We start from the raw sequence: 593 nt of genomic DNA, 5'->3' as shown, positions 1-593 counted from the left end.
GGCCGTCCGGCTGGAAATGGCCGCGGTTTATATGCGACTGGTGCGGGGATAGATACAACAGTGGAACTGCTTCGCGGGGCCTTGAGAACGTACGCCTGGGGTTCGCGTACCGCCATCGCCGAATTCACCGAGCGTCCGGTGCCGGCGGCGCATCCGGAGGCCGAGCTGTGGTTTGGGGCGCACCCGGGCGACCCGGCGTGGGTGGAAACCGACAACGGCGAAATCACATTGCTCGAGGCGCTGGTCGACGACCCGGAGGGCCAGCTCGGGCCGACGTCGCGGGCGCGCTTCGGAGACGTGCTCCCGTTCCTGGTCAAGGTGCTGGCCGCCGACGAGCCGTTGTCCCTGCAGGCGCATCCCAGCGCCGCGCAGGCGGCCGAGGGCTATTTGCGCGAGGAGCGGGTCGGCATTCCGCTGACGTCGCCGGTGCGCAACTACCGCGACACATCCCACAAACCCGAGTTGCTGGTGGCGCTGCACCCGTTCGAGGCGCTGGCCGGATTCCGGCAGGTCTCGCGCACCGTCGAGCTGTTGCGGGCCCTGGCCGTCTCCGACCTCGACCCGTTCATCGACCTACTGAACGATCAGTCCGA

Annotated in this window: 1 protein-coding gene; it reads left to right on the top strand. The window is 68.3% G+C overall.

Going from position 1 to position 593, the window contains the following annotated elements:
* Window positions 1–60: 60 nt before the first annotated feature.
* On the top strand, window positions 61–593 hold a 533-nt coding region (locus A5652_RS11400; RefSeq protein ID WP_369805780.1), incomplete at its 3' end, for a type I phosphomannose isomerase catalytic subunit.

Origin of the sequence: Mycobacterium sp. 1165178.9, assembly GCF_001673555.1 — a bacterium.
GTDB lineage: Bacteria > Actinomycetota > Actinomycetes > Mycobacteriales > Mycobacteriaceae > Mycobacterium.
This window is presented reverse-complemented; position numbering and strand designations above follow the sequence as displayed.